This window comes from Mesorhizobium sp. M0437 (assembly GCF_040321335.1).
In the GTDB taxonomy this organism is placed as follows: Bacteria; Pseudomonadota; Alphaproteobacteria; order Rhizobiales; family Rhizobiaceae; genus Mesorhizobium.
Genome location: NZ_JAMYRK010000010.1, coordinates 1 through 23,441 on the forward strand (window position 1 = coordinate 1; position 23,441 = coordinate 23,441).

Here is a 23,441-nt window from a genome sequence, read left to right on the forward strand (position 1 = left end):
CCTTTCGACCCTGCTACCACACCCCCCCCCGCCGCCGCGGCGGGCCCCCCACAACCCCCGCGCCGGGGGGGGGCGCGCCCCCCCCCCCGGGCCCCCCCCCCCGCCCCGCCGATCTCGGTGATCTCCTGTTCGACGCGGTCCTGCTGGCCGGTAACGGCCGTAAAGGATACCGCCTGCTGGCGTCGTGCCATCTCGTCGGCGCCCTCCAGTTCGGCCGGAGAAGCAGAACCGGGCAAGATCGCCTCGCGCGCCGGCAATGGTCCGCGCGGCAGCGATGGATCGACCGGGACTATGTAGGGGAACTGCGCCGGCGGCACATAGGGCAGCGTGCCGAGCGGCAGGCGGTAGCCGACCGGCGAATCGCCGGGCACCAGGAACAGCCTGCCGCGCCGCGTCTTCCACTTCTCCGAGCGCCAGCGCGGTCCGGACGCCTGGCTGTTCCAGCGCTGGACAGGCAGCACATAGCCCGACGGCTTGGTCAGCCCGCGTTCGAACACCCGCGCCATGCGGCTGCGCTCCTCGGGGTCCTCCAGCTTCGAATTGGAAGGATCGACGTTGTCCGGCAGCTTGCCTTCCTTGAGCAGCCATTCGGCGGGATCCTCATAGGCTTCGCTGACCATCGTCTTGTCGATGCCGAGTTCGTCGGCGATCGCCGTCAGCAGGCCTTCGGCCTGCTTCGGTCCGACATCCGCCTCGCTCTTTTCATGCGCGATCAGCGACGGGTCGCTCCACACCGGCTCGCCGTCGGTGCGCCAGTAGAGCGAGAAGGTCCAGCGTGGCAGGCTTTCGCCGGGGTACCACTTGCCTTGCCCGTAATGCAGGAAGCCGCCCGGCGCGAAGCGTTCGCGCAGCCGGCGGATCAGGGCATCGGCCTTTTCCCGCTTGGTCGGCCCGACGGCGGCGGTGTTCCACTCTGCAGCCTCGAAATCGTCGATCGAGACGAAGGTCGGCTCGCCGCCCATGGTCAGCCGCACATCGCCGGCCCGGAGCGCAGCATCGACCTGGACCCCCAGCGCGTCCAGCGCCTGCCAGCTCTCGTCGGAGAACGGCTTGGTAATGCGCGGACGCTCGGCGATGCGGTCTACCCGCATGTCGAAGCCGAATTCGACATTGGCGAAGCTCGCCATGCCGGAGATCGGCGCGGCATTGCGGAAATGGGGCGTTGCCGCGAGCGGCACATGGCTTTCGCCGGTGAGCAGGCCGGAGGTCGGGTCGAAGCCGATCCAGCCGGCGCCCGGCAGATACACCTCGCACCAGGCATGGAGGTCGGTGAAATCGGTCGCCGTGCCGGGCGGCCCGTCGAGCGCAACGAGGTCGGGTTTGAGCTGGATCAGGTAGCCGGAGACGAAACGCGCGGCGATGCCGAGGTTCCTCAGTATCTGCACCAGGAGCCAGCTCGAATCGCGGCACGACCCCTTGCCGGCGGCCAGCGTTTCCTCGGGCGAGAAGACGCCGGTTTCCATGCGCACGATATAGGCGATCTCGCGCTGCAGCCGCGCATTGAGGTCGACGACAAAATTGACGGTGTTGGTCGGGTGGCGCGCGATGGTTTTCAGGAATGCCTCCAACAGCGGCCCCGCCGGTTCCGGCGTTCGGTAGATGGTCAGATCGTCCCGGATCTCTTCGGGGTATTCGAATGGAAACGTCTCGGCCGACGGTTCGACGAAGAAATCGAACGGATTGTAGACCGTCATGTCGGCAACGAGATCGACCTCGATCTTCAACTCCGTCACCGGCTCGGGAAAGACGAAGCGGGCCAGGAAATTGCCGTAGGGGTCCTGCTGCAGATTGACGAAGTGATTTGCCGGCCCGACCTTCAGCGAATGGCTGAGCACCTTGGTGCGGGAATGCGGCGCAGGCTGCAACCTTATGACTTGCGGGCCCAAGACGACCGGCCGGTCGTATTTGTAGTGGGTCAGGTGATAGACGGCTGCCAGAATTGCCATGGTGCCCCTGAAGTCGGCGTTTCAAAAGGAGTTCGCTGAACCCTGACACGAATGCTGACCATTCTCCAAGCAGAGATGTTGCGCTGCACCTAAATCAAGCAGCTTTCACAGCTTCACGAAACGGAGCGCCGACCCCGGGATTCCGCAGTGTGGCGGCAAGACGTTGCAACGCTGCAGAGCCGAAGTCCGGCGGGTCAGCACCGGGCGCTTCCCGCCGATATCGATGATCGGCAGCACACGCGATGCTTCGTCGAAAAGAGCGGAAAAGAAAAAACCCGCCTCGGCGGGCGGGTCGTTGGAGCCAATTAGCACCATACCCAGATTAGTAGCATAACTGCCGGCACAAAGCAAGAACAAAATGTGGCATGGTCGACGAAAGTTGCCGATCTCCCGCTTTGCGAGGGGAGATACCAGGCACGGGCATCCTGGAAGCGGAGCCTGAACCCTAAAAGAATGCCTGCAACCCGGTCTGCGCCCGTCCGAGGATCAGCGCATGCACGTCATGCGTGCCCTCGTAGGTGTTGACGGTTTCCAGGTTCTGGGCGTGGCGCATGACGTGATAACCGATCTGGATGCCATTGCCGCCATGCATGTCGCGGGCCTGGCGGGCGATGTCGAGCGCCTTGCCGCAATTGTTGCGCTTGACGAGCGAGATCATCTCCGGCGCCATCTTGCCTTCATCCATCAGCCGCCCGACGCGCAGGCTGCCCTGCAGGCCGAGCGCGATCTCGGTCTGCATGTCGGCGAGCTTCTTCTGGAAAAGCTGCGTACCGGCCAGCGGCTTGCCGAACTGCTTGCGGTCGAGGCCATACTGGCGGGCGCGGTGCCAGCAATCCTCGGCCGCGCCCATGGCGCCCCAGGAAATTCCGTAGCGCGCCCGGTTGAGGCAGCCGAACGGTCCCTTGAGACCCGAGACATTGGGCAGCAACGCGTCCTCGCCGACCTCGACGCCTTCCATCACCACTTCGCCGGTAATCGAGGCTCGCAGCGACAGCTTGCCGCCGATCTTCGGCGCCGATAGCCCGTTCATGCCCTTTTCCAGGACAAAGCCGCGAATCTGGTTGTCATGCGCGCCCCCACTTTCGTCGGACAACTTTGCCCAGACGACGAACACGTCGGCGATCGGCGCGTTGGAAATCCACATCTTCGAGCCGGAGATCCTGTAGCCGCTCGCGGTCTTTTCGGCCCGCGTCTTCATGCCGCCCGGATCGGAGCCGGCATCCGGCTCGGTCAGGCCGAAGCAGCCGATCCATTCGCCCGACGCCAGCTTCGGCAGGTATTTTTTGCGCTGCTCTTCCGAGCCATAGGCATGGATCGGATACATCACCAGCGACGACTGCACGCTCATCATCGAGCGATAGCCCGAGTCGATCCGTTCCACTTCCCGCGCGACCAGCCCGTAGGTGACGTAGTTGGCGCCGAGCCCGCCATATTCCTCGGGGATGGTGATGCCGAGCAGTCCGGCCTCGCCCATCTCGCGAAAGATCCCGGCGTCGGTCTTCTCCTCGAGATAGGCTTCCTCGATCTTCGGAGCGAGCTTGTCGGCGGCAAACGCCGCGGCGCCATCGCGCACCATGCGCTCGTCCTCCGAAAGCTGGTCCTCGATCAGGAAAGGATCATCCCAGACGAATGCGTTCTTGTCGGCGGCCATGGCTCTCGGTCTCCCAAACTCATGCATGTCGCCCAAAGCTTGCCCGCGGGCCTGACCCGAGGGTGTTCCGCAGCTTGGGGATAACGACATGCATCGAAACAGAAATTTTGAAACGCGCGGCTTATCGGCTCCCGTCCTGAAAAAATCAAACGAAATAGCTTCGCCGATCCATGAGCATTGGTGATGGATCATCAATGTCGAGCGCCGCCGTCTGACCTGGCGGCGCAGCCCGGCTCGCGAAATTACTTCCGCTTCAACGCATCGGCCAAAGCGGCGCCGAACGCGCCCTGCTGCACCGGCCGCTCCGGCTGGCGTTGGGGCGCGGGCGCGCGCGGCACCGGCCTGCCGCCATTGTCGCGCGGCTTCGGTGCGCCACCGCCACCATCCTTGCGCATCGACAGGCCGATGCGCTTGCGCTTGATATCGACATCGACGACACGCACCTTGACCACGTCGCCGGCCTTGACCACCTCATGCGCGTCCTTGATGAACCGATCGGCCAGTTGCGAGACGTGCACCAATCCGTCCTGGTGCACGCCGATATCGACGAAGGCGCCGAAGGCCGCGACATTGGTGACGGTGCCTTCAAGCTGCATGCCGGGCTTCAGATCCTTGATGTCGTCGATGCCGTCGGCAAAGGTCGCGGTCTTGAAGCCGGGGCGCGGATCGCGGCCGGGCTTTTCCAGCTCCGCCAGGATGTCGCGCACCGTCGGCAGGCCGAAGCGCTCATCGACGAAGACGCGCGGATCGAGCGCCTTGAGTGCGGCGCTGTCGCCCATCAGCGAGCGGACGTCGCGCCCGCAGGCCGCGACGATCTTCTTGGCAACGCCATAGGCCTCCGGATGCACGGCCGAGGCATCGAGGGGTTCGCTGCCGTTTGGAATGCGCAGGAAGCCGGCGCATTGCTCGAACGCGCGGGGTCCAAGGCGGGAGACCTTCAACAGTTCGCGGCGGCTGGCGAACGGGCCGGAGGCATCGCGATGCGCAACGATCGCCTCGGCCAGCGATGCGCCGAGACCCGAAACGCGCGCCAGAAGCGGTGCGGACGCCGTGTTGAGATCGACGCCGACGGCGTTGACCGCATCCTCGACCACGGCTTCCAGCGAGCGGCCGAGGCGGTACTGATCGACGTCGTGCTGGTACTGGCCGACGCCGATCGACTTGGGCTCGATCTTGACCAGTTCGGCGAGCGGATCCTGCAGGCGCCGCGCGATTGACACCGCCCCGCGCAGCGACACGTCGAGGCCTGGAAATTCAGCTGCCGCCGCTGCCGAGGCGGAATAGACCGAGGCACCGGCTTCGCTGACGATCACCTTGAGCGGCTTCGGCCCGGACCCGGCAGGCATATCAGCCAGCATGTCGGCCACCAGCCTTTCGGTCTCGCGGCTGCCGGTACCATTGCCGATCGAGATCAGCTCGACCTTGTGCAGCCGGATGAGCTTGGCCAGTTCGGCCTGCGTGCCGCGCACGTCGTTCTTCGGCGGGAACGGATAGACCGTTGTCGTCGCCAGCAGCTTGCCGGTGCCGTCCACCACCGCCACCTTGACGCCGGTGCGAATGCCCGGATCGAGCCCCATCGTCGGCCGCGAGCCGGCGGGCGCGGCAAGCAGCAAATCCTTGAGATTGCGGGCGAAGACATGGATGGCTTCTTCTTCGGCCCGCTCGCGCAGATCGCGCATCAGATCGAGCGTCAGGTGCAGCGACAGCTTTATGCGCCAGGTCCAGCCGGCGACCTCCATCAGCCAGCGGTCTCCCGGCAACTGGCGGCCGATGGCGTAGGCGTCGGCGATCATCCGCTCAACCGGTTTCACCGGAGAGGCGTCATCGGCATCGACTTCGATGTCGAGCGACAGAACCTCCTCGTTGCGGCCGCGCAACATGGCCAGCGCGCGATGACTCGGCACGTTGGCCCAGCGCTCGACATGGTCGAAATAGTCGGAAAATTTCGCGCCGGCCTCCTGCTTGCCGTCGACGACGCGCGAGCGCAGGAAGGCGCGTTCCTTCATGTAGGTCCGCAATCTGCCGACCAGGTCGGCATTCTCGGCGAACTGTTCGGACAGGATGTCGCGCGCACCCTCGAGCGCCGCCTTGGCGTCGGCCACGTCCTCGCTGATGTAGGCCAGCGCCAGCTCGGCGGGTACAGCCGTACGGTCGGCGAGAATAGCTTCCGCCAGAGGCCCGAGCCCGCGCTCGCGTGCGATCTCGGACTTGGTCCGGCGCTTCGGCTTGTAAGGCAGGTAGATGTCTTCGAGTTCGGCCTTGGTAGCGGCTGCAGCGATCTTTGCTTCGAGCTCCTCGGTCAGCTTGCCCTGCTCGCGGATCGAACCAAGGATGGTGTCGCGGCGCGCGTCGAGTTCGCGCAGATAGGCGAGCCGCTCGGCGAGGTCGCGCAGCTGCGTGTCGTCGAGGCCGCCGGTGACCTCCTTGCGGTAGCGCGCCACGAACGGCACGGTCGCACCGTCATCGAGCAAGCCGATCGCCGCCGCGGCCTGCTCGGGCCGGGCGGCGATCTCGGCGGCTATGATGGTTGCGATGCGCTTGATGTCGGCTGCCATGTCGTACCTGTCGCTAGTCGAAACGAGCAGCGACCATAGGCGCAGAGCACTGCCGCGCCAACTGCGCCATTTTCAACCCGGCGAGAGGTCCACAGGAAAGGTCGGGGCGTCTGGATGGATCAGACCATCCGGCTCAGCGCCTCGAAGAAAGAAATCATATCCAGATCGAGCGGATCGTCGACCGGTACCGGCTGCGACGACATCTTTGCGATTACCATTTCGGCCTTCGGATTGACGTAAAGCCACTGGCCGTGGATGCCGATGCCGCAGAAGGCGCCGCTTGCCGCGCCCGTCTGGTACCATTTGTTGCGATAGCGGCCACGCTGAAACAGGAACGCCATCGTGCCGCGCCGCCAGGCCCCGGCGTCACCGCCAGTTTCGGTCGTGTCACGCATCCAGGCTTCCGGGACGACGCGGCGGCCATTGGCCACGCCGCCTTGCCACATCATCTCGCCGACGCGTGCAAGGTCGCGCGGCGTCACCGAAATGCCGCCGGCAGTGCGCGCCGTGCCTTCCGTGTCGACTGTCACCGAGGCGTCGCTGACGGCGCCGAGAGGCTCCCATAATTTTTCGCGCATCAGATCGGCGAAGCGCCGGCCCGACGCACGTTCGAGCAGGATGCCGAGCAGGTCGGAATTGGGCGAGCGGTAGCGGAACGTCCGGCCATGCGGCTCGGCCAAGCCCTGCAGCGTCATGAGGAAAGTGGCCAGGCTCTCGATGCCCCCGCCCGGATTCCACAGCATGGCGCGGCGGTAGCGGGCGAAGGCGCTTTCCGGATCGAGATAGGCCTCTTCGAAATCGAGGCTGACACTCATGTCGAGCACGTGCCGCACACGCGCATCGCCATAGGCCGAGCCGGCGGCTTCGGGCAGATAGCGGCTTACCGGTGCCTGCGGATCGAAAATCCCCTCGCCTTCCAATATGCCGGCAACAATGGCGGTCAGCGACTTGCTGATCGAAAAGACGATGTGGCGCGCCCCAAACTCCATATGCGGCGCGAACCAGTCGCCGACGAATTTGCCGCGTTTCATGATCGTCAGCGCGTCGGTATCGGAGCGCCTGAGAAAAGCCGCGACCGTCTCCGCGCCGCCTGCAAGAGCGACCTTTTCGCCAAGTAGCCCGCCGAAATCCTGCGCCGGCGCCTCGCTGCTGCCCGGCCTTGCCGCCACGGCAGCGCTCGGCACCAGCTCGCCGACATTCTGGAACGACCACCGGCTGAACGGGCTTTCCCGCCAGTTGCCGAGCAGAACCTCATTGCGGGCAAAGCCATACCTGGTCTCGAACGCGGTCTTGCCAGCCATAGGCGCTTCCTTCCGGGTCTTTGGCGTTCTAGGCGAGCGCCGCGGCAATGGCGTGCACGGCTTTCAGAGTGGCCACCGAATAGGCGACGTTGGTAAAATCCGGATAGCTCGAAAGCTTCACCACGACCATTTTCATATTCCAGTCGATGTGGATCAGCTGCCCGAACACGCCCCGGCACATCAGCGCGCGCGAGCGCGGGTCCTCGATCCAGAACTGGTTGCGGTAGCTGCCTTCCGGCAGGCTGGGACTGAAATCCGGTCCATGCCTGCCATTGCGCGTCGCCTCGATCCAGTCGGCCGGCACGATGCCGCCCCCATTGTCGAGGATCAGCTGGCCGAAGCGGCCATAGTCGCGCAGCGTGGCGTTGAAGCCCCCGTCGGCGACCGCATAACCGGCGCTGTCGACGGTAAAGCAGGCACTTTCATCGGCGCCGAGTTTTTGCCAGAGTTCGTCCGAAACCAGCTGCGCCAGCCGTTTGCCGCTCACCCGTTCCATGATGAAGGCAAGCACGTCGGTCTCGATCGAGCGGTATTCGAAGGCAGCGCCGTGCGGCCGGCTCTTTTCCTTGACCCCCAGGATCAGTTCGAACATATGCGATGGCCAGCGGAAGGCCGGATCGCTGCCCGGCGGCACCGGCTTCCAGCTGGTGGCGACATCGACCTGGCCGATATCGGAATAGGGGTCGGTGTATTCCTCGGAAAAGCGCACCCCGCTCGTCATGTCGAGCACATGCTGCACGCTGGCGCCTGCCCAGCCGGTCGCTTCCAGCTCCGGCAGATAGGCCGTCACCGGCAAGGCCGGATCGATCAGCCCGCGCCCGACCAGTATGCCGAACACCGAGGCCGTGACAGACTTCGCCATCGACTGTGATAGATGCAGCGTCCGTTCGGCCATGCCGTTGAAATAGCGCTCATAGGCGACCTTGCCGTCCTTGAGCACGAGAAACCCGTCCGTATAGGTCTCATCGAGCAGTCCGGCGAGCGTCGTCGGCTGCCCCATGCTGTCATTCACCGACAGCGCGTCGAGATCGACCTCGGCGCGCTCGAAGCGATGCCGATGGCCATTGCCGCGCCAGACTTCGACGGTCGGCAGAAATTCGCGGATGTGCTGGAACGCCCAACGATTCCATGGCGGCCGGTCCCAGTCGAGCTTCGGCGGCACCATCCGCGGCGGCGAACCCTGCATGATCGGCGGCGCCGGTTCGCTGTTGCGATAAGATTTCATCCAATCCCCTTGTCGCAAAGAAGGGAGGCCGAAGCCTCCCTTCGATCGATCCCACGTCGAGCCTATTTGCGCAGATTGGTCCAGATCTTGTTGTAGATCTCGACCACTTCCGGTGGGCAAGGTGGCACGAATTCCGCAGTCGGCGCACCAGCCGGTGGATTGATTTCCGGCGCGCTGGCGAAATCCGGCGACAGGAACTTGTGACTGCCGGTAATGCCGTTGTCGTAGCCGGCGAATTCCGAAATCAGCGCCGCGTTTTCCGGAGCCATGACGAAGTCCTGGAACAGCTTCGCATTTTCAAGGTTCTTCGCGCCCTTCAACACGGCCACATTGTCCATCCAGCCTTCGATGCCTTCCTTGGGATAGGCGTATTTGATCGCCGGAATTTTCTGGCGCGCACGATAGGTTGCGCCGTTCCACGCCTCCGTGACGATCACATCGCCCGAGGTGATCTTGGTGATGGTGTCGTAGCTGAAGGTCTTCCATGACGGCTTGGCGGCCATGAGAATGTCGTTGACCTTCTTCAGATTGGCCTTGTCGGCGCCGCAACGCGGCACGCCGGCATAGCGCTCGGCCGCGTGCATCACGGTGTTGACATCGTCGAGCATGTTGATCTGGCCTTTCAACTCGTCCGGCGGGTCGAACAGGATTGCCAGCGTGTCGATGTCGCCCTTGTATTTGTCGGTGTTGACTTCGAACGCGGTGGTGCCGAACTGCCACGGCACGGTGTAGTGACGGCCACTATCCCAGTAGATGTCGACGAAGCGCGGGTCGAGGTTCTTGCCGTTCGGCATCGCATTGGGCTCGGTCTTTTCGAGCAGGCCCTCATCGATCATGATCTTCACGGTGTAGTCGGACGGGACGACGATGTCGTAGCCGGAATTGCCGGCGCGCACCTTCGACAGCATGGTCTCGTTGGAATCGTAGTCGTCCAGCGTCACCTTGACGTTGTATTGTTTTTCGAATTTCTCGATCAGCTTGGGGTTGGTGTAATCACCCCAATTGTAGATGTGCAGCTCACCATCGGCGAGTGCAGGTACTGCCCATAAAAGTGCTGCCGTCGAAACGGCAGCCATCAGTTTCCTAGACATCACAGTCTCCTTTGCCTTCCCATTGACTCACTTGGCGCGGCGGCGCGCGATCAGGAACGATATCGAGACGAACAGGATCGACACCAGCAGCAGGATGGTGGAGATGGCATTGATCTCCGGCGTCATCGGCCGCCTGATCTGGTTCCAGATGTAGAGGGGCAGCGTCGTCTGCCCGGGGCCGGCGACCAGCTGCGTGATGGTGAAATCGTCGAAGGAGACGATGAAGGCGAGCGCCCCACCCGACAGGATGCCGGGAACCAGCAATGGCAGCGTTATGCGCCGGAAAGCATGCCAGGGCGTGGCATAGAGATCGGCCGCGGCAGCTTCGAGCGTCAGATCCATGTCCTCGAGACGCGCCCGGATCGGCATATAGGCGAAAGGAATGCAAAAGACGGTGTGGGCGAGGATCAGATTGCCGATGCCGAAATTGAGCCCGAGAGTGCCCGCGATCAGCGCAAAGAACGAGAGCGTTGCCACCGCCGTAATGATTTCCGGCACCATCAGCGGCAGGTTGATGACCATGAAGGCGGCCGACAGCCCGCGCCACGGCTTCACCCGGGTCATGCCGATCGCCGCCAGCGTCGCCGCGATCGTCGAGATGATGGTGGCGCTCACCGAGATGATCAGCGTGTTCTTGGCGGCGTTGTGGAATTCCTCGTTGAGCAGCGCACTGCCATACCAACTAAAGCCGATGCCTTCCCAACGAGTGACCAGCGACCCGGTGTTCAGCGAAAAGATCATCAGGATCAGGATCGGCGCGTAGAGCACGCAAAGGCAGATGATGGCGATCGAGCGGAAGCCCGGTTGGTCCTTGATATCGGCGCTGCGGGGGTCAGCCATGCCTCATCTTCCCCGACGTGTTGCGGACATAGAAGTAGAGCGCGACCAGCACCGCTGCCATCAGGATCAGCGCCTGCGCGCAGCCGAGCGGCCAGTTGCGCCCGGAGCCGAATTGCTGGGCGATGAGATCGCCGATCATCAGGTGGATACCGCCGCCGAGGATCAGCGGCGTCACATAGGCGCCGAGGGCCGGAATGAACACAAGCAGGCAGCCGGCGATGATGCCGGGCAGCGACAGCGGGATGATCACCCGCCATAGCACCTGCCGACGGGTCGCATAGAGATCGTAGGCGGCCTCGACCAGCCGGAAATCCAGCTTCTCCAGGCTGGAATAGAGCGGCAGCACCATGAACGGCAGGAACGAGTACAACAGGCCGAGCTGGATGGCGAAGTTGGTGTAGAGCATGGTGATAGGTTTCTCGATCACCCCCAGAGCCATCAGTGCGTTGTTGATGAGGCCCTCGTCGCGGATGATGAACATGATGGCGAGCGTGCGCACCAGCAGGTTCGACCAGAACGGGATGGTGATCAGCAGCACCCACCAGTTGCGCTGCGCCGGCGGTCGCGTGGCCATGAAATAGGCTGTCGGAAAGCCGAGCAGCAGGCAGATGACCGTCGTCACCACGGCGAAGACGAACGAGCGCAGATAGATAATCAGAAAATCCGGCGTAAACTGCAGCGTGTCGTCGAAAATATCGCGCTGGAACAGGAAGTTCAGATAGGCGTCTGTCGAGAACTTCCACTGCACGCCGCCGTAAGGTGCTGCGGCAAGAAATGAATAGATGAGGATGATGAGAAGCGGCAGCACGCCGAAAATGCCGATGATTATCAAAGCTGGTAACGAAAGCAGGCGGTGGCGCCTGGCGCTGGCCTTCTCCGCCTCTGCTTCGAACAATGCAGCTTGGGAAAACGTGACTGCCATCAATCCCTCAGCACTTGCGCGGCGTCGTTGCCGATCGAGACGCCGACCTTGTCGCCCCGCTCGAAACCGCAGCCTGCGCTGCGCGTGTTCTGCTGGCGCACGGTGAAGGCTTCGCCGCTGTCCAGTTGGACATGAATATGCGTGTCGGTGCCGAAATAGACGATGTTTTCGACGGTTCCGGAAAGATCGCCCTTGCCGCCGGTCAGCTTGGCGTGTTCCGGCCTGACCACCAGCGTCGCATTCTCCTTCGGCTGGAAGCCCTCAGCCACCGTCGCGTCGATCGTCGCGCCGGATTTTAGTGTCGCGCGCGCCTTGCCGTTGCCGATGCCGGTGATGGCCGCGGTCAGGAAATTGGTTTCGCCGATGAAGTCGGCGACGAAGCGCTCGGCCGGCTTGTCATAGATGTCCCAGGGCGTGCCGACCTGCAGGATCTTGCCGGCCGACATCACGGCGATGCGGTCGGACATGGTCAGCGCTTCTTCCTGGTCATGGGTGACGAAGATGAAGGTGATGCCGGTCTGGTGCTGCAGCCGTTTCAGTTCGATCTGCATTTCCTTGCGCAGCTTGTAGTCGAGTGCCGACAGCGGCTCGTCGAGCAACAGCACTTTCGGCTGCGGCGCCAGCGCGCGGGCCAGTGCGACGCGCTGCTGCTGGCCGCCGGAGATCTGGCTGGTGCGGCGGGCACTCAGCGCCTCCATCTTGACCAACTTCAGCATCTCGGCGACGCGCGCCTTGATTTCGGTCTTCGGCTTGCCCAGCATCTCCAGCCCGAAGCCGATATTCTCGGCCACTGTCATGTGCGGGAACAGCGCATAGGACTGGAAGACGGTGTTGACCGGCCGCTTGAACGGCGGCAGCGGCGCGATGTCGTGGCCGTGCAGCAGGATTTCGCCTTCGCTGGGAAAATCGAAGCCGGCGATCAGCCTGAGCAGCGTCGTCTTTCCGCAGCCCGACGGCCCCAGCAGCGTGAAGAACTCGTTCTCGCGGATCGACACCGAAACCGTGTCGAGAGCGGCGACTTGTGCGTCCCCGGTACCGAACACCTTGCGGACGCTGCGGACCTCGATTGCACTCTTACCCGGTTGATCCGGCACGCATTACCCCATTTTCATGTCCGCTCTTGATGGCGGATCCAGTTCCCATTCGATTGTCAGCATATGCCGGTCGGCTTGGCAACCATGCATCTGGATCTCGGTTCAGAACGCAAGCCCCATGCCATAGTCAGCGCCATCATCAACCCCGGTAAGTGATCTTGCCGCCGCAGATGGTGCTGACCGAACGCACCTTGTGCAAGGAAGCCGGTTCAGTTGCCTCGATATCGGCCGACAGCACCACCAGATCGGCCAGATAGCCTGGTTTCAGCCGGCCCTTACGGTGTTCCATGAATTCGGCATAGGCCCCTTCGACCGTATAGCCCGCAAGCGCTTCCAGCAGCGAGAAGCTCTGGTCGGGATCGCCCTCTGCCCAAGGTTTGCGCAGCACCGCCGCCTGAATGCCCAGGATCGGGTCGACCCGCGACACCGGCCAGTCGGAAGCGAAAACGACATGCGCGCCCGCCTGCTTCAGCGTCCGCCAGGCATAGCTGAGCGGCCATCTTTCGCGGCCAATGCGCGAGAGCGTCGGCTCCAGCGGGAAGTCCATGGCGCCGGGCGGGTGCGGCGGCTGCATCGAGGCGACGACGCCGAGTTCGGCAAAGCGCGGCACGTCGGCGGCAGTGGTGACCTCGATGTGCTCGACCCGGTGCCGGCTGTCGCGCCTGCCGTTCTTCCGCCGCGCCGCCTCGTAACCGTCGAGGACCGCGCGCACAGCGCCGTCGCCTATCGAATGCACGGCGATCTGCAGGCCGCGCCGGTCGGCCTCCACTGCCACCTCGGCGAAATGCTCTGGCGTGAACAGCGGCTCACCGCGCCAGCCCGGCCGGTCGGCATAGTCGTCGACCATGACCGCGGTCCAGCCTTCCAGCACGCCGTCGTAAAACATCTTGACCATGCCGGACGACAGCCATTCCGATCGATAGGAGTTGGCCATGCTCGATGCCTTTTCCAGCTTGTCGAGCGTCATGAAGTTCTTGAAATGAAAAGGTATCTTGGTGCGGCAGAGCAGCCGCCCTTCCTGCTCCAAACCGGCAAGCAGTTCGAGCTGGTAGAGATTGCCGTCCATGTTCTGGATCGAGGTGATGCCGTGGCGGGCGCACCATTCCAGACCGCGATGCATCAGGTCGCGATCGGCCGCGACTTCGGCTGCGGAGGGGTACGGTTCGGGCTCGCCGCCTGTCGCAAGGCCGAGCCGCACGCGGTTCTGCCCGGAAAGCTCGAGGATCGGCCCAAACGCCTCGCCCTCACGCAATTCGCCGGCCGCGAGGCCGTCGGCGCCCATGACGATCTCGTTGCCGGGGCCGAGTTGCTTGCCGTGCAGGATGCCGGCCAGCTTCAGCGCCTTGGTGTTGGCCCACATCGTGTGGTGATCGGAAGCCGACATGGCGAACGGCCGGTCGGCGATGATGCGGTCGAGATGATGGCGGGTGACCGGCTCTTCCTTGGAAAGGATGGTATAGTCGACGCCGGCCCCAAGCAGCAATTTGGCGTTCGGCCGTGCCGCAGCGTAGGCGCGGATCGCGTCGCTCAGCGCATCGAAGCCATGCACGCCCTGAAGGTGCAGATTGTCCAGTTCGGCGGCGCCGCCGAAAAGGTGCATATGTGCTTCGATGAAGCCCGGCACCACCGAACCGCCTTGCGCATCGATGATCTTCGTGGCCGGCCCTTTCAGCGCCTCGATCGTCCGGCGATCGCCAACCGCCAGGATGTTGCCGTCCTTTATCGCCACCGCTTCGGCTGTCGGATTGCCTTCGTCCATGGTCAGCACACGGGCATTGGTGACGATCAGGTCGGCATTTGAACTCATGATTACCCGCAGGTCGGTTGCGCTGCCGGCAGGCTAGACGACCGGCTGCCGGGCCAGCAAGCCATGGCTGGTTGGCCCAGCGCCTTGTGAAAGGCAGTGCAGGACGGTTAGGGTCGCCGCGTCTCACCACGGAACAATTTCATGAAGACTGTTTTTTCGCCTTTCCATGCCGGCCATTCCGGCAATGTCGAATTGATCGCCGGCGCCATCGTGCCGGCCTTTGAAAAGCCGTCGCGCGCCGAGTTCATCAGGGCGCGGGTGGAGAGCGAGAAGCTCGGTCCGATCCTGCCGCCGGAAAGCCACGACCTCGCCGCCGCCAGGAAGGTGCATGCCAGCGACTACATCGATTTCCGCCGACCGTGTGGCCGCTCTGGGAAGCATCGGGCCGCAGCGGTTCGGCCATTCCCTTCACCTGGCCGACGCGCGGCCTGCGCGGCGACGTGCGCCCGAAAGGCATCGATGCGCTGCTCGGCTTCTACTCCTTCGACGGTGGCGCGACGTTCGTCAAAGGCACATGGGATGCGATCAAGTCGTCCTATGACGTCGCGTTGACCGCCGCCGCGCTGGTCAAGGCCGGTGAGCCTTCCGCCTTCGCGCTGTGCCGCCCGCCAGGGCACCATGCGGGGGCGGCCTTCATGGGCGGCTATTGCTTCATCAACAACGCCGCCGTCGCCGCGCAATGGTTCCGCGACCATGGCGCCGGGCGCGTTTCGATCCTCGACGTCGATTATCACCACGGCAACGGCACCCAGGAGATATTCTATCGCCGCGGTGACGTTCAGGTGCTGAACCTGCATGGCGATCCGATGACCGAATATCCCTTCTTCCTCGGCCATGCCGACGAGCGCGGCGAGGGCGACGGCGAAGGCTTCAACGACAATTACCCGATGCCCTTCGGCACCGGCTGGGAGGTGTGGAACGCCTCACTCGAGGACGCTTGCACGAGGCTTTCGGCTTATGCTCCTGATGTTGTCGTGGTTTCACTCGGTGTCGACACCTTCGAGAAGGACCCGATCAGCCAGTTCAAGCTGAAGACCCCCGACTATCCCAGGATCGGCCGCCGCATCGCCAGGCTCGGCCTGCCGACGCTGTTCGTCATGGAAGGCGGCTACGCCGTCGAGGAGATCGGCATCAACGCCGTCGGCGTGCTGACCGGCTTCGAGGACCGCTAGAAGTGCCGCCGGTGCCTGCCAATCAGATGGCAGCGCTCGGCAAGCGGTACCGCCTGCCTGACCGATCGTTCAGCCTGCGGCGGCACGCGCTGACCCGCCCGCTATCCTGTTGTTGGACCATGATGTTTTTCCAGAATGCGTTCGCCCTTTGCGAAATGATGTTCTATTTTTTGAACCCACGGCTTGCGGGGCCTATTGATCGGAAGAACAAACGCATTTGAGCCCGGGAAAGCATTTATGAACGACGACACACCGGAAAGCGAAAGCGCCTCGGCGCTGGCGCCGTTCCGGCACGGCATCTTCCGGGCGGTGTGGTCCGCCAGCCTCGTCTCCAACTTCGGTGGCCTCATCCAGGGCGTTGGCGCCGCCTGGATGATGACGACGATCGCCACCTCGTCCTACCAGGTGGCATTGGTCCAGGCCTCGACCACCTTGCCGATCATGCTCTTCGCGCTGCTGGCCGGCGCCATCGCCGACAGCTTCAACCGGCGCAAAGTCATGCTGATCGCCCAGATCTTCATGCTCGTCGTCTCGGCTCTCCTGACCGTCTTCACCTATCTCGACCTGATGACGCCGTGGACGCTGCTCGCCTTCACCTTCCTGATCGACAGCGGCACCGCGCTCAACAGTCCGTCCTGGCAGGCTTCGGTCGGCGACATGGTGCCTCGCACCAAGGTGCCGGCGGCGATCGCGCTCAACTCGATGGGCTTCAACCTGACGCGCAGCGTCGGCCCGGCGATCGGCGGCATCATCGTTGCCGCGGCAGGCGCTGCCGCGGCCTTCGCCGTCAACACGCTGAGCTATGTCGGCCTCATCGTCGTGCTGGCCCGCTGGAAGCCGGAACTGCCGGCATCGACCTTGCCGCGCGAGACGCTGGGCGCCGCCATGGGTGCCGGCCTGCGCTATGTCGCCATGTCGCCCAATATCGGCAAGGTGCTGGTCAGGAGCTCGGCTTTCGGCTTCAGCGCCGGCGCGGTCCTGGCACTGCTTCCGCTGGTCGCGCGTGACGTCGTCAAGGGCGATGCGCTGAGCTACGGCATCATGTTAGGGGCTTTCGGCATCGGCGCCGTCGGCGGCGCGCTGACCAGCGTCAGGCTGCGGCAGCTGCTGTCCAGCGAGACCATGGTACGCATGGCATTCGCCGGCTTCGCCGTCTGCGCCTTCAACGCCGCCGTCAGCGATCATGCCTGGCAGACGTCGCTCGGCCTGCTGCTCGGCGGCGCCTGCTGGGTGACGGCGCTGTCGCATTTCAACGTCACCGTGCAGATGTCGACGCCGCGCTGGGTGGTCGGCCGCGTGCTTTCGGTCTACCAGACCGCGACCTTCGGCGGCATCGCGCTCGGCAGCTGGGTCTGGGGTGTCGTTGCCGACGCGCATGGCGCCGAAGTCGCCCTGATGGCGGCCAGCGTCGCCATGCTGGCGGGAGGCGCCATCGGCCTGCTGCTGCCGCTGCCGCAGCAGGCCGTGCTCAACCTCGATCCGCTCAACCGTTTTCAGGAGCCGCATCTGGCGCTTGATCTCAAGCCGCGCAGCGGTCCCATCGCCATCATGATCGAATATGTCATCCGCAACGAGGACGTACCGGAATTCCTCGCCACCATGGCCGAGCGCGGCCGCATCCGCCGCCGTGATGGCGCCCGCAACTGGACCTTGGCGCGCGATCTCGAAAATCCCTCGATATGGATCGAGCACTACCACACGCCGACCTGGGTCGAATATATCCGCCACAATCGGCGCGCCACCTACGCCGACGCCGTCATCGGCGAGCGCATAAGGGCGCTGCACAGCGGCAACGAGCCACCGCGCGTCCGCCGCATGATCGAGCGCCCGACGACAGCCGGCACCGCGCTGGTGATGCCGAAGGGACCGATCGAGCATTAGTGGCTGGCGGTGCGTCCAGTTGGACGAGCAAAATGAGATTGCGGCGCCTGGCCCAATCCGCGAGTGCACGAACAGGATGGCCATTGTGGAGAGACGGTTATATCAGTTGGTGTGACTATGACCACTAAGGGGAGACGATGCGCTACATACGTCCGCTTTCAATGGAAGATGCCGTTGGCCAGTTGGCCGGATCAGCCGGCACGGCCGCCATCCTCGCCGGAGGCAGCGACCTCTTGGTGCGAATGAAAGGCGGGTTTATCGAACCCGACCTGATCGTCGATATCAAGGCGATCGACGGGCTTGGCGAGATCAGGGAAACAGCCGAGGGCTTCAGCATCGGCGCGGCGGTCTCCTGCGCATTGCTGGGCGAGAACACGGCCCTGCAGAAGGCATGGCCTGGCGTCGTCGAAGCGGCCAAGCTGATCGGCTCGAAGCAGGTGCAGGGACGCTGCACCATCGTCGGCAATCTGTGCAACGCCTCGCCGGCCGCCGACAGCGTGCCGGCGCTGGTCGCCGCTGGCGCCAAGGCTGTGGTCGTCGGCCCGGGAACCAGGCGCACGATTGCCGTGCAAGCGGTGCCGACTGGGCCGGGCAAGACGTCGCTGGCCAAGGGCGAGATCATCGAGGCAATCCTGCTCGACAGCCGTCTGCCGCGTTCGGGCGATGCCTATCTGCGTTTCATTCCGCGCACGGAGATGGACATAGCGGTGGTAAGCGCCGGCGTGAACTTGACGCTCGATGAGCAAGGTCGCGTCAAATCCGCCCGTCTGGCGTTGGGCGCCGTGGCGCCGACGGTGATTCTGGTCGAGGAGGCCGCCGAGGTTCTCATCGGCTCCAAGCTGGACGAAGCCACGCTGGAGAGGCTCGCCAAGGTCTGCTCGGGCGCCTGCCGGCCGATCGACGACAAGCGCGGCACCATCGAATTCAGACGGAAAGTCGCGGGTGTGCTGGCCAAGCGGGCCGCCACGACCGCCTATGCACGCGCAGGAGGCAAATGATGGCTGGTGTGGCAGTATCAACGACAATCAACGGCGACAATGTCGAGTTCCTTTGCCAGCCGGACGAGACGCTGCTTGATGTCCTGCGCGACCGCCTGGGGCTGACGGGCGCCAAGGAAGGCTGCGGCACCGGCGACTGCGGGGCCTGCAGCATCATCCTCGACGATCGGCTGGTGTGCTCGTGCCTGGTGCTCGGCGCGGAGGCCGAGGGCCGGCACGTCGAGACCATCGAGGGCATGGCGCACGGCGACAGGCTGCATCCGCTGCAGCAGAAATTCCTGGAGCACGCCGCACTTCAATGCGGCGTCTGCACGCCGGGCTTTTTGATAGCGGCGAAGGACCTTTTGGCCAAGAACCCCGATCCGACCGAGGAGGAGATCCGCTTCGGCCTCGCCGGGAACCTCTGCCGCTGCACCGGCTATGACAAGATCGTGCGTGCCGTTCAGGACGCGGCCAGCGTGATGAAGGGAGCATGACGATGAATTTCGATCCGCGTTACTCCGGACGCAATTTCACCTCTGTCGGCACGCGTCCCATCCGTCCCGACGGCGTCGACAAGGTGACGGGCCGCGCACGCTATGGCGCCGACTTCAACATGGCCGGGCAACTGGTCGGGCGCGTTCTCAGAAGCCCCCATGCGCATGCCACGATCAGGAAGATCGACACGTCGAAGGCGGAGAAGCTCGCCGGCGTCAAGGCCGTGATCACCGCGGCCGACCTGCCCGACCTCACCGACGGCGATGCCGCCATGTACGACATCCTCGACAACTGCATGGCGCGCAAGAAAGCGCTCTATGACGGCCATGCCGTGGCCGCGGTGGCTGCGGTCGATGCCCGCACGGCGAGGCAGGCACTGAAGCTGATCGAGGTCGACTACGAGGTGCTGCCGCATGTCACCGACGTCGACGAGGCGATGAAGCACTCCGCACCTCTGGTCAACGACGCCATCTTCACCGAGGGCCTCGAGCAAAAGCCCGTCAAGCCTTCCAATGTCACCAAGCGCACCCAGTACGGCCATGGCGACATCCACGTAGGTTTCGGCCAGGCCGACTTCGTCGTCGAGCGCTCCTTCAAGACCGAGCAGACGCACCAGGGTTATATCGAGCCGCATGCCTGCGTGGCCAATGTCAGCTCCGACGGCACCGCCGACCTGTGGGTCTGTACGCAAGGCCATTTTGTCTACCGCCAACATTGCGCCCAACTGCTTGGCATGGAAGCCTCGAAGCTGCGCGTCACCTCCTCGGAGATCGGCGGCGGTTTCGGCGGCAAGACCCATGTCTGGGCCGAGCCGGTGGCACTGGCGCTGTCACGCAAGGCCGGGCGGCCGGTCAAGCTGGTCATGACGCGCGACGAGGTGTTCCGCGCCTCCGGCCCGACCAGCGCCACCTCGATCGACGTTCGGATCGGCGCCCGCAAGGACGGCACGATCACGGCGGCCGAGGCGACGCTGCGCTATAGCTGCGGCCCCTATGCCGGTACGTGGGCCGAGATCGGCGCCATGACGGCCTTTGCCTGCTACAAGCTCGAGAACGTCAGGACGGTCGGCTACGAAGTGCTGGTCAACCGGCCCAAGACCGCGGCCTATCGCGCGCCGTCGGCTCCGATGGCGGCGTTTGCAGTGGAAAGTGCGGTCGACGAGCTGGCCAAGGAGATCGGCATGGACCCGGTCGAGTTCCGGATCAGGAACGCGGCGCAGGAAGGCACCAGATCGTCCTATGGACCGGTATACGGCCCGATCGGCATCGGGCCGACGCTGGAGGCGGTGAAGAACCATCCGCACATGAAGGCGCCGCTCGGCAAGAACCAGGGCCGCGGAATGGCCTGCGGCTTCTGGTTCAATTTCGGTGGCCAGACCTGCACCGACCTCAACATCGGCATGGACGGCTCGGTCTCGCTTGCCGTCGGCACGGTCGATGTGGGTGGTTCCCGCGCGTCGCTTTCGCTGGTCGCGGCGGAGGAGCTCGGCATCCCCTATGAGCAGGTCAAGGCGGTGGTCGCCGATACCTCCAGCCTCGGCTACAACGACATGACGGACGGCAGCCGCGGCACCTTCTCCTCCTCCATGGCGACGATCTCGGCCGCCCGCAACGCCATCAAGGTGTTGCGGGAACGCGCCGCACAGATGTGGGACATTCCCGTCGACGATGTGGTCTGGGAAAAAGGTCACGCGATTGCCAAGGGCGAGAAATACGGCAACCTTGCAGCATTGTCGCTGAAGGAGATCGCAGCCGCGTCAGGGAAGACGGGGGGACCGATCGCAGGCCACAGTGAACTCGTCGCCGACGGCGCCGGCGTCTCCTTCGCCACCCATATCTGCGATATCGAGGTCGATCCCGAGACCGGCTCCACCAGGGTGCTGCGCTATACCGTCGTTCAGGACGCCGGCAAGGCGGTGCATCCGACCTATGTCGAGGGGCAATACCAGGGCGGTGCCGCACAAGGCATCGGCTGGGCGCTCAACGAGGAGTATATCTACGGCAAGGACGGGCGGCTGCAGAACCCTGGCTTCCTCGACTACCGGATCCCGGTCTGCTCGGACCTGCCGATGATCGACACGCAGATCCTCGAGATCCCCAATCCCAACCATCCCTACGGGGTGCGCGGCGTCGGCGAGACCTCGATCGTGCCGCCGCTGGCGGCGATCGCCAATGCGGTGTCGAACGCCGCGGGCGTGCGCATGACCCATATCCCGATGTCGCCGCCGCGCATCCTGGCGGCGATCGAGGCGGAACGGGGAGGCTGATGGTCGAAGTAACGCTCTGGGGGTCGCTCGGCGCGATCGCCGGAGGCAAGAGCAAGGTCGAAATCGAGGCGAAGGATATTCGGGAGCTGTTCAGGAAACTGGCTGAGCAGTATCCCGGCCTCGAGCCCTACATCGATCGCGGCATCGCCGTCGCCATCGACGGGACGATCTACCGCGACACCTGGTCGAAAGAACTGCCGGAAGGGGCGGAGATTTTCCTGCTGCCGCGCCTTGCCGGGGGATGATTTGGGCTCGAGCTCAAGCCGCGCTCCGTGCGGCCAATGCTCGTTTATGAATTCGCGGCCTAGCAAGTCTATCGCAACCTAACATCTACAGTGGAATTGCGGTCACTTCTTTGGCCGTTCGGATCACGAACATCGTGTGGTACCGCGCGACGTTGCTTCGGTCTCGGAACAGTCGCTCGCACAGCGCATCGAACTCTTCCATATCCGTCAGGCGGAGCATGAGGACGGCGTCGGTTTCGCCGCTTACACTGTGGGCCTGAGTGACGGCCGGTTCCTGGGCGGCCAACTCGAGAAAGTCCCGCATATACTGCTCACCATGACGCTCCAGTTCGACGGTGACGATCGCCTTCAAGCCCCGGCCAGCCTTTGCCGGTGCGAGAAGCGCGACGACGCGGCTGATGACACCGCTTTTCTTCAGTCGTCGTATGCGGCGCAGGCAGCTCGAAGGGGAAAGCCCGATTAACCCCGCCAGTTTGGCGTTAGTTCGTGAGGCATCATCCTGGAGCAGGTTGAGAAGCCTTCTGTCGATCTTGTCCATGTCGGTCGCGCTCAGCGTCGGTGCGTTGCAATTTTATTGCACGGAATCGCAAACTTTGACCACAAATGCGAAGCGTCTCACGCTACTCAGATGGCTCCAGGGATGATGGAGCAGCATGATGGCAATTTGCGCCGCCTTCTATCGCAAGACATTGGAGACGCTTGAAATCTATTGGGAACTGGTTCGCGTGATCGTTCCGGTTGCGATTGCCACGCGGCTGCTGCAGGACCTTGGCGTCATCCAGGCGATTTCTCCGTTCTTCTCCCCGCTCATGTTGCAGGTGGGGTTGCCACCTGAACTCGCCTTTGCCTGGCTGACGGGATTGCTGGTCGGGATCTGGGGCGCGCTTGTGATCGTATTCACCTTGGTTCCGGTTTCGGCGCTCAGCACTGCCGACATGACGGTTCTTTCGGCTCTCTTGCTGTTTGCACATGCTATTCCGATCGAGCAACGGATCATTAAGAGGGCCGGGCCGAGCTTCCTGGTCACCGCGGCGCTTCGTATTGGCGGGGGTTTGGTCTTTGCTGTCCTTCTGCATCAGATATTCGCCGTGACCGGATGGCTGTCAGGACCGGTGAAGCCGGCGTGGATGCCGACAAATGAAAGCACCGACTGGGGCGGCTTTCTCCTGGGTACGCTCAAAACCCTGGGCATCATGCTCGTTGTTCTGCTTGCGCTGAGCTGGGTGATCGAGCTTCTCAAGATGTCGGGCATTTTGGAGTGGATGAACAGAGGGCTTGCACCGCTCTTTCGGCTCGCCGGCATCGAAAAGCAGACGGTACCTTTCGCCGCTGTCGGCCTGTTTCTCGGGATTTCCTATGGCGCAGGACTGCTGATCCGCGAGGCGCGCACGCCTAGCGCGGAGCCGCGTCAGATATTCCTTGCCTGCGTGTTCATGGGTTTTGCCCATAGCCTCATTGAGGATACGTTGGTCGTTGTCACACTTGGCGCTGATGTTACGAGCGTGCTTCTCGGTCGCCTAGCGTTTGCCGTGCTCGCGACCGCCGTGATCGCAAAAGTAATCAAGGCGGTTCCCGACGCTCTTTTCTTCAAGACACTCTTCCACAAGGAAGAAGACAGTCCGCGCAATCGGATTTCGGAGCCGGCGATTAGCGGGCCGTTGACGTGAGCCCTCCTTACGCAGCAGCCGACATGTGTGTCGAATCGCTATCGGGACAGGACGCGGCTACCCCTCGCCCGACAGATCGCGCCGCGCCTTGTCGAGTTCTTCGGCATAGCGCCGCATCAGGTGGCCTTCGGTCAGCAGCCCGACCACCTTGCGGTCGGTGAAATCCTCGACCGCCGCCAATTCCTCGGCGCCGGCGCGCTGGAAGGTCTCTGCCGCCGACTGCACGTTCATGCTCGGCACCAGCACCGCATCCCTGAATTTGGCGAAGGACAGCACCGGCAACCATGCCCGCGTGATGCTGCG

Annotated in this window: 17 protein-coding genes and 2 pseudogenes; 7 read left to right on the forward strand and 12 right to left on the reverse strand. The window is 63.8% G+C overall.

Translation table 11 applies throughout. The features are described 5' to 3' along the window. The 10 genes from NKI72_RS08845 to NKI72_RS08890 form a co-directional block, all read right to left on the reverse strand. Positions 1-1,946: transglutaminase family protein (locus NKI72_RS08845; RefSeq protein WP_352850060.1), on the reverse strand; the 1,946-nt coding region annotated here is incomplete at its 3' end. Between the two features lie 445 nt (positions 1,947-2,391). Then, positions 2,392-3,597, reverse strand: coding sequence for an acyl-CoA dehydrogenase (locus NKI72_RS08850; RefSeq protein WP_352577767.1), 1,206 nt, complete (start codon positions 3,595-3,597; stop codon positions 2,392-2,394). A gap of 242 nt (positions 3,598-3,839) precedes the next feature. Beyond that, positions 3,840-6,152, reverse strand: a complete 2,313-nt coding sequence (locus tag NKI72_RS08855; RefSeq protein ID WP_352850062.1) for a Tex family protein — start codon at positions 6,150-6,152, stop codon at positions 3,840-3,842. A 119-nt stretch (positions 6,153-6,271) separates the two neighbouring features. Continuing rightward, positions 6,272-7,453, reverse strand: coding sequence for a serine hydrolase domain-containing protein (locus NKI72_RS08860; RefSeq protein ID WP_352833786.1), 1,182 nt, complete (start codon positions 7,451-7,453; stop codon positions 6,272-6,274). Positions 7,454-7,481: 28 nt separating this feature from the next. Beyond that, positions 7,482-8,678: a serine hydrolase domain-containing protein gene (locus tag NKI72_RS08865; protein ID WP_352833783.1), complete on the reverse strand. Its 1,197-nt coding sequence runs from the start codon at positions 8,676-8,678 to the stop codon at positions 7,482-7,484. A 62-nt stretch (positions 8,679-8,740) separates the two neighbouring features. Next, complete coding sequence (locus tag NKI72_RS08870; RefSeq protein WP_352524551.1) at positions 8,741-9,769, reverse strand: extracellular solute-binding protein; 1,029 nt, start codon at positions 9,767-9,769, stop codon at positions 8,741-8,743. Between the two features lie 27 nt (positions 9,770-9,796). Further along, positions 9,797-10,609 carry an ABC transporter permease gene (locus NKI72_RS08875; RefSeq protein WP_352833781.1) on the reverse strand — a complete coding sequence of 271 codons (813 nt, stop codon included), beginning with the start codon at positions 10,607-10,609 and terminating at the stop codon, positions 9,797-9,799. Beyond that, a complete protein-coding gene (locus NKI72_RS08880; RefSeq protein ID WP_352524553.1) occupies positions 10,602-11,531 on the reverse strand; it encodes an ABC transporter permease in 930 nt (309 codons plus the stop codon). Before NKI72_RS08880 ends, NKI72_RS08875 begins: the two co-directional genes overlap by 8 nt. Then, positions 11,531-12,625: an ABC transporter ATP-binding protein gene (locus NKI72_RS08885; protein WP_352767160.1), complete on the reverse strand. Its 1,095-nt coding sequence runs from the start codon at positions 12,623-12,625 to the stop codon at positions 11,531-11,533. Before NKI72_RS08885 ends, NKI72_RS08880 begins: the two co-directional genes overlap by 1 nt. Positions 12,626-12,764: 139 nt before the next feature. Beyond that, positions 12,765-14,432: an amidohydrolase gene (locus NKI72_RS08890; protein ID WP_352814309.1), complete on the reverse strand. Its 1,668-nt coding sequence runs from the start codon at positions 14,430-14,432 to the stop codon at positions 12,765-12,767. Positions 14,433-14,573: 141 nt separating this feature from the next. Here NKI72_RS08890 and NKI72_RS08895 point away from each other — a divergent pair. The 6 genes and pseudogenes from NKI72_RS08895 to NKI72_RS08920 all read left to right on the forward strand — a co-directional run bounded on the left by NKI72_RS08895 (position 14,574) and on the right by NKI72_RS08920 (position 21,471). Next, positions 14,574-15,604: pseudogene (locus tag NKI72_RS08895) on the forward strand (histone deacetylase family protein). Positions 15,605-15,841: 237 nt separating this feature from the next. Next, a complete protein-coding gene (locus tag NKI72_RS08900; protein WP_352469562.1) occupies positions 15,842-17,485 on the forward strand; it encodes an MFS transporter in 1,644 nt (547 codons plus the stop codon). A gap of 137 nt (positions 17,486-17,622) precedes the next feature. Continuing rightward, positions 17,623-18,483, forward strand: a complete 861-nt coding sequence (locus NKI72_RS08905; RefSeq protein WP_352742808.1) for an FAD binding domain-containing protein — start codon at positions 17,623-17,625, stop codon at positions 18,481-18,483. Beyond that, a complete protein-coding gene (locus NKI72_RS08910) occupies positions 18,483-18,959 on the forward strand; it encodes a (2Fe-2S)-binding protein (RefSeq protein WP_352539334.1) in 477 nt (158 codons plus the stop codon). Before NKI72_RS08905 ends, NKI72_RS08910 begins: the two co-directional genes overlap by 1 nt. A 2-nt stretch (positions 18,960-18,961) precedes the next feature. Continuing rightward, positions 18,962-21,226 carry a xanthine dehydrogenase family protein molybdopterin-binding subunit gene (locus NKI72_RS08915; protein WP_352767312.1) on the forward strand — a complete coding sequence of 755 codons (2,265 nt, stop codon included), beginning with the start codon at positions 18,962-18,964 and terminating at the stop codon, positions 21,224-21,226. Further along, positions 21,226-21,471, forward strand: a complete 246-nt coding sequence (locus NKI72_RS08920) for a MoaD/ThiS family protein (RefSeq protein WP_023675441.1) — start codon at positions 21,226-21,228, stop codon at positions 21,469-21,471. Before NKI72_RS08915 ends, NKI72_RS08920 begins: the two co-directional genes overlap by 1 nt. A gap of 85 nt (positions 21,472-21,556) precedes the next feature. Here NKI72_RS08920 and NKI72_RS08925 read toward each other — a convergent pair whose 3' ends face one another. Beyond that, positions 21,557-22,009 carry an Lrp/AsnC family transcriptional regulator gene (locus NKI72_RS08925; RefSeq protein WP_352682548.1) on the reverse strand — a complete coding sequence of 151 codons (453 nt, stop codon included), beginning with the start codon at positions 22,007-22,009 and terminating at the stop codon, positions 21,557-21,559. A 118-nt stretch (positions 22,010-22,127) separates the two neighbouring features. Between NKI72_RS08925 and NKI72_RS08930 the strand changes: the two genes are divergently transcribed. Beyond that, the gene (locus NKI72_RS08930) at positions 22,128-23,138 is read left to right on the forward strand and encodes a nucleoside recognition domain-containing protein (protein ID WP_352837043.1); all 1,011 of its coding nucleotides are present in this window, start codon (positions 22,128-22,130) and stop codon (positions 23,136-23,138) included. Positions 23,139-23,195: 57 nt separating this feature from the next. Here NKI72_RS08930 and NKI72_RS08935 read toward each other — a convergent pair. Further along, positions 23,196-23,396, reverse strand: a pseudogene (locus tag NKI72_RS08935) (chloride channel protein); the annotation flags it as partial. Between the last annotated feature and the right edge of the window lie 45 nt (positions 23,397-23,441).

Coding starts and splice junctions, on each gene's coding strand:
- NKI72_RS08865 (WP_352833783.1), bottom strand. CDS start 8,678: ATGAAATCTTATCGCAACAGCGAACCGGCGCCGCCGATCATGCAGGGT.
- NKI72_RS08910 (WP_352539334.1), top strand. CDS start 18,483: ATGGCTGGTGTGGCAGTATCAACGACAATCAACGGCGACAATGTCGAG.
- NKI72_RS08890 (WP_352814309.1), bottom strand. CDS start 14,432: ATGAGTTCAAATGCCGACCTGATCGTCACCAATGCCCGTGTGCTGACC.
- NKI72_RS08880 (WP_352524553.1), bottom strand. CDS start 11,531: ATGGCAGTCACGTTTTCCCAAGCTGCATTGTTCGAAGCAGAGGCGGAG.
- NKI72_RS08875 (WP_352833781.1), bottom strand. CDS start 10,609: ATGGCTGACCCCCGCAGCGCCGATATCAAGGACCAACCGGGCTTCCGC.
- NKI72_RS08900 (WP_352469562.1), top strand. CDS start 15,842: ATGAACGACGACACACCGGAAAGCGAAAGCGCCTCGGCGCTGGCGCCG.
- NKI72_RS08930 (WP_352837043.1), top strand. CDS start 22,128: ATGGCAATTTGCGCCGCCTTCTATCGCAAGACATTGGAGACGCTTGAA.
- NKI72_RS08925 (WP_352682548.1), bottom strand. CDS start 22,009: ATGGACAAGATCGACAGAAGGCTTCTCAACCTGCTCCAGGATGATGCC.
- NKI72_RS08855 (WP_352850062.1), bottom strand. CDS start 6,152: ATGGCAGCCGACATCAAGCGCATCGCAACCATCATAGCCGCCGAGATC.
- NKI72_RS08905 (WP_352742808.1), top strand. CDS start 17,623: ATGCGCTACATACGTCCGCTTTCAATGGAAGATGCCGTTGGCCAGTTG.
- NKI72_RS08915 (WP_352767312.1), top strand. CDS start 18,962: ATGAATTTCGATCCGCGTTACTCCGGACGCAATTTCACCTCTGTCGGC.
- NKI72_RS08850 (WP_352577767.1), bottom strand. CDS start 3,597: ATGGCCGCCGACAAGAACGCATTCGTCTGGGATGATCCTTTCCTGATC.
- NKI72_RS08870 (WP_352524551.1), bottom strand. CDS start 9,769: ATGTCTAGGAAACTGATGGCTGCCGTTTCGACGGCAGCACTTTTATGG.
- NKI72_RS08920 (WP_023675441.1), top strand. CDS start 21,226: ATGGTCGAAGTAACGCTCTGGGGGTCGCTCGGCGCGATCGCCGGAGGC.
- NKI72_RS08860 (WP_352833786.1), bottom strand. CDS start 7,453: ATGGCTGGCAAGACCGCGTTCGAGACCAGGTATGGCTTTGCCCGCAAT.